Source organism: Streptomyces sp. W16, assembly GCF_033194735.1.
Classification (GTDB): Bacteria; Actinomycetota; Actinomycetes; order Streptomycetales; family Streptomycetaceae; genus Streptomyces.
Window position 1 is genome coordinate 1 of record NZ_JAWOAI010000613.1, and the last position, 5205, is coordinate 5205.

A 5205-nucleotide genomic window follows, 5' to 3' on the forward strand; every position below is an offset into this window, starting at 1 on the left:
CTCGCGCGGCCGGTCGAGCCGGGGTCCGGCCCCGGGCCGGGACGCCACGTCGACGTGCGGCGGGTCCGGCGCTTCCTGGCGCGCCGTCCCGGTCTGCTGCTGTCGGTCCTCGTCCTGGTCCTGGTGGTGCTGGCCTCGTTCCGGCCCGGCCTGTTCACCTCCCGGGACCCGCTGACGGGGGTGCCGTCACAGAACTTCCGGGGCCCGAGCGGCGCACACTGGTTCGGCACGGACGAGCTGGGCCGCGACGTATTCTCCCGGGTGATCCACGGTGCCCAACTCTCCCTGAAGGCAACCCTCATCGCGGTGGCGGTCGCCTTCGTGGTCGGCAGTCTCATCGGTCTGGTCGCCGGGTTCGTGGGCCGCTGGATCGACGACGTGCTGATGCGCTTCGTCGACGTGCTCCTGTCGATCCCGGCGCTGTTCCTGTCCCTGGCCCTGGTCACCGCGCTCGGCTACGGCACGGTCAAGGTGGCGGTCGCGGTCGGCATCGCCAGCGTGGCGAGCTTCGCGCGGGTGACCCGGGCGGAGGTGCTGCGGGTACGGCAGGCGGTCTTCGTAGAGGCTTCGCGGTCGTGCGGGGCCCGCTGGTACTCGGTGCTGGGCCGGCATGTGCTGCCCAACGCGGCGGGCCCGGTGATCGTCCTGGCCACCCTCGACTTCGGCTCCTCGATCCTCGCCGTGTCGGCCCTGAGCTTCCTCGGCTACGGCGCCCCGCCACCGGCCCCGGAGTGGGGCACGTTGATCTCCGACGGCCGCAACTACCTTGCCAACGCCTGGTGGTTGACGGCGCTGCCCGGGCTCGCGATCGCGGCGACCGTGCTGGCCACCAACCGCATCGCACGCGCGCTGGACGGCGAATGGTCCCGGCAGTCATGAGCGATCGGAAGCCGAACACACCTGGAACGGATGAGGACTTGAGCACCACACCGAGCACCGACCCGGACCCCGGCCAGGACGCCGCGCTGGCAATACGCGGCCTGTCCGTGTCGTACCGCACCCGCGGCGGCACCGTACGGGCCGTGCGGGACGTCGATCTCGACGTACGGCCGGGCGAAGTGACCGCGGTGGTCGGCGAGTCCGGGTCCGGCAAGAGCACCACCGCGCATGCGATCACCCGGCTCCTGGCGGCCAACGCCACGATCGACGCGGGCACGATCCGCTTCGGCCGGCACGACCTCACCTCGCTCAGCGAGGCGGAGCTGCGCACTGTGCGCGGCGCGCAGATCGGCCTGGTGCCCCAGGATCCGTCGGTGTCCCTCAATCCGGTCAAACGCATCGGTGAGCAGGTCGCCGAGGTGCTGCGCATCCACGGTCTTGCGACCCGCCGCTCCGCGCCGTCGGAGGCGATCGACGTCCTGCACCGGGCCGGACTGCCGGACGCGGCCACCCGTGCCCGGCAGTACCCGCACGAACTCTCCGGCGGCATGCGGCAGCGCGCCCTGATCGCGATCGCGATCGCCGCACGGCCGAGACTGATCGTGGCCGACGAGCCGACCAGCGCGCTCGACGTCACCGTGCAACGCGTCATCCTCGACCATCTCCAGGGCCTCACCGAGGAGTTGGGCACCGCGATCCTGTTGGTGACCCATGATCTCGGAGTGGCCGCCGACCGGGCACAGCGCCTCGTCGTCATGTCCCAGGGGCGAGTGGTCGAGGCCGGTGCGACTCGTGAGGTCCTCTCCGACCCCCAACACAAGTACACCCGAAGGCTGTTGGCCAGCGCGCCGAGCCTGACGACCGCCGTCCCCCGCGCCGGGGTCACCGCGCCCCCGGCCGCCGACGCGGCACCGCTGGTCGAACTCCGCAACGCGGTCAAGGAGTTCAGGCTGCCCCGCGCGGGCGGCGAGTCCCGGACGCTGCGCGCCGTCGACGACGTGAGCCTCACCCTCCACCGCGGTCGGACCCTGGCCCTGGTGGGTGAATCCGGCTCGGGCAAGTCCACCACCGCCCGCCTGGTGCTCCGTCTCACCGACGCGAGCGCCGGACACATCCTGTTCGACGGCACCGACGTCACCACCGCCCGGGGCGCACAGGCCAGGCAGCTGCGCCGACGCGCCCAGCTCGTCTACCAGAACCCGTACGCCTCGCTGGACCCGAGGTTCTCCGTCGGCGAGGTGATCACCGAACCGCTGCGTGCCTTCAAGGTGGGCGACCGCGCTTCCCGGCTGGACCGGGCCCGGGAACTCCTCGACCGGGTCGCCCTGCCCGCCGCCACCCTGGACCGCCGCCCGGCGGAACTCTCCGGCGGGCAGCGGCAGCGCGTCGCGATTGCACGGGCCCTCGCCCTCTCCCCCGACCTGGTGGTGTGCGACGAGCCGGTGTCCGCGCTCGACGTCTCCGTGCAGGCCCAAGTCCTCGACCTGCTGGCCGAGTTGCAGGCCGACACCGGAGTGGCGTACCTGTTCATCTCGCACGACCTGGCCGTCGTACGGCAGATCGCGCACGAGGTCGCCGTCATGCGGGCGGGCCGCGTCGTCGAAACAGGCACCCCCGACGACCTGTTCACGCACCCCCGCCACGAGTACACCCGCGAGCTGCTCGCGGCGATTCCGGGCCGCCGGGCCGACCACGATCTGAGGACGCGGAGCGCATGACGATCACCTCTCTCGCCTTTCTCACCCCGGGCAACTTCGCCGACGACGACCCGTACACCGGCCTGGAGGAGACCCTCCAACTCTTCGAGTACGGCGAGCGGTTGGGCTACGACGGCGCCTGGATCCGGCAACGCCACCTCGAACACGGCGTCGGCTCGGCCGCGGTGTTCCTCGCCGCGGCCGGCCAGCGCACCGAGCGCGTCGAGCTGGGGACCGCGGTCATCCCCATCGGCTACGAGAGCCCGTTCCGGCTGGCCGAGGACCTGGCGCTGGCCGACGTGCTGTCGCGCGGCCGGCTCCAGGTCGGCTTCAGCACGGGCATGCCGCACGCCGAACTCCTCGGCGACCTGGTGTACGACGGCGACTGGCGCGCCTTCGACCTGTCGTACGGCAGGGTCGCCCGCGTCGTCGACAATCTGCGCGGCGACTACCTCGGCGGCCCGGACACGGTGATCGAGTCACCGGGCAACACCCAGCGACCACGCCTGCAACCGCACAACCCCGGTCTGGTGAACCGCATTTGGTACGGCGGCGGAAGCCTGCGCTCGGCCCGCTGGGCCGGTGAGAGCGGCCTCAACCTGCTGTCCGGGAACATCGTCACCGGCGAGCACACCGACGACTTCACCACGGCCCAGTCGAACCTCCTCGCCGAGTACCGGCGGGTCCAGTCGACCGCCCGGATCGCGGTGGGCCGAGTCATCGTGCCGTTCGACAGCGCGGACCGGGCCACCCGTACCCGGTACCGGGAGTACGCCGCGAGCCGGCATGCCCGCACCCTGGCCCCGCAGGGCCCGAGGCGGACCCTGTTCGCACCGGACGTGGCCGGCACGGCGGAGCAGATCCTGGAGCAGCTCGCGGCGGACCCGGTGGTGTCGGCGGTATCGGAGCTGCGTCTTGAGCTGCCGTACGAGTTCCGGCGGGAGGAGTACGAGCAGATCCTGTATGACGTACTCCACCTGGTCGCACCCGAACTCGGGTGGCGGCCCGCGCAGTTGGAGGCCGCGTGATGGCAACCGGCGACCCCGTGGCCTCGTGCCGGTACGACGGAGGCCGGCGGGCAGGTCTCCGTCGTACCGGTTCCGGTGGCCGTCCGAACTAGCGGCGCCCGCCTCTGCGGTCCGCAAGCCGGTGGACCGCCGCAATGAGCGTGTCCACCTCCCCGTGCGTGTTGTAGAAGGCGAACGACGGCCGGACGGTGGCCTCCAGGCCGTAGCGGCGCAGGATCGGCTGTGCGCAGTGGTGGCCCGAACGGACCGCGATGCCTTCCTCGTTGAGCGCGGTGCCCACCTCGGCCGGCTCGTAGCCGTCCAGGACGAACGACACGATGCTCGCCTTGTTCGGAGCCGTGCCGACCAGCCGCAGCCCGGGCACGCACCGCAGGCCTTCGGTGGCGTGCTCGACCAGGGTGTGTTCGTAGGCGGCGATGTTCGGCAGGCCGATGCGCTCGACGTAGTCGATGGCCGCGGCCAGCCCCACCGCGTCGGCGATGTTGCCGGTGCCGGCCTCGAAGCGGCCGGGCGGCGGCTGGTAGCTGGACTTCTCGAAGGTGACGTCGGTGATCATGTTGCCGCCGCCTTCCCACGGAGGCATGTCCTCAAGGACCTCCCGTTTGGCGTAGAGCACGCCGATCCCGGTCGGTCCGAACAGCTTGTGCCCGGAGAAGACCAGGAAGTCGGCGTCCAGCGCCCTGACGTCGATCGGCAGGTGCGGGACGGACTGCGCCGCGTCGACCAGGACGCGTGCCCCGGCCCGGTGCCCGATCTCGATGATCTGCTCGACCGGTACGACGGTGCCGAGCGCGTTGGACATCTGGGTGACCGCGACCAGCTTGGTCCGCTCCGACAGAAGAGCGGTGTACCGGTCGAGCAGCAACTGGCCGCTGTCGTCGACCGGGATCACCTTGATCACCGCGCCGGTCTGTTCCGCCAGCATCTGCCAGGGCACGATGTTGGCGTGGTGCTCCAGATGCGAGAGCACGATCTCGTCGCCCGCGCCGATGTGCGCCGGACCCCATGCCTTGGCGACGAGGTTGATCGCCTCGGTGGTGCCCCGGACGAACACGATCTCCTCGGCGGAGCCCGCCCCGATGAACCTGGCGACGGTCTTTCTGGCGCCCTCGTAGGCGTCCGTCGCCCGGGCGGCCAGCTCGTGCGCCGCCCGGTGGATGTTGGAGTTCTCCCGGGAGTAGAACTCGACCAGCCGGTCGATCACCGCCTGCGGCTTCTGCGTGGTCGCGGCGTTGTCGAGCCAGATCAGCGGACGGCCGTTGACCAGTTCGGACAGGATCGGGAAGTCCCGGCGCACCGCCTGCACGTCGAAGGCCGGGTGTTGGTCGAGCGGCAGTCCCAACGGCGCGCCGGACACGTCGGGTTCCCGGACGAAGTAGTACGGCGCGGTCGTCGCTGTCGGTGACATCGCCTCGGGCAGGGGCGGCAGCCCGAGGTGCCCGAAGCCGGGGAGCTCCGGTGCCTGAGCGGGGTACCCGGCTGCCTCGGTGAGGAAGTAGTACGGCCCGGGGTCCGGGAGGCGGGCCGGTGCGGTAGTCGAGGGGGCGGCCGGCGGCGCCGGGGCGGCACCACCGGTCGTACCCACCGCGTGCGGGCCGGCC

Annotated in this window: 4 protein-coding genes; 3 read left to right on the forward strand and 1 reads right to left on the reverse strand. The window is 71.6% G+C overall.

Annotation, left to right across the window (positions count from 1 at the left end; all coding sequences use genetic code 11):
- The 3 genes from R6V09_RS45260 to R6V09_RS45270 all read left to right on the forward strand — a co-directional run.
- The coding region (locus tag R6V09_RS45260; RefSeq protein ID WP_317887307.1) for an ABC transporter permease at window positions 1-879 on the forward strand (879 nt) is incomplete at its 5' end.
- A complete protein-coding gene (locus R6V09_RS45265; protein WP_317887308.1) occupies window positions 861-2597 on the forward strand; it encodes an ABC transporter ATP-binding protein in 1737 nt (578 codons plus the stop codon). The genes R6V09_RS45260 and R6V09_RS45265, both read left to right, overlap by 19 nt.
- Window positions 2594-3604 carry an LLM class flavin-dependent oxidoreductase gene (locus R6V09_RS45270; RefSeq protein WP_317887309.1) on the forward strand — a complete coding sequence of 337 codons (1011 nt, stop codon included), beginning with the start codon at window positions 2594-2596 and terminating at the stop codon, window positions 3602-3604. The genes R6V09_RS45265 and R6V09_RS45270 overlap by 4 nt, the downstream gene beginning before the upstream one ends.
- Before the next feature lie 88 nt (window positions 3605-3692).
- Here the strand turns inward: R6V09_RS45270 and R6V09_RS45275 are convergent, their stop codons facing one another.
- Window positions 3693-5189 (reverse strand): family 2A encapsulin nanocompartment cargo protein cysteine desulfurase, encoded by a 1497-nt coding sequence (locus R6V09_RS45275; RefSeq protein ID WP_317887310.1) that lies wholly within the window; start codon window positions 5187-5189, stop codon window positions 3693-3695.
- Window positions 5190-5205: the final 16 nt, after the last annotated feature.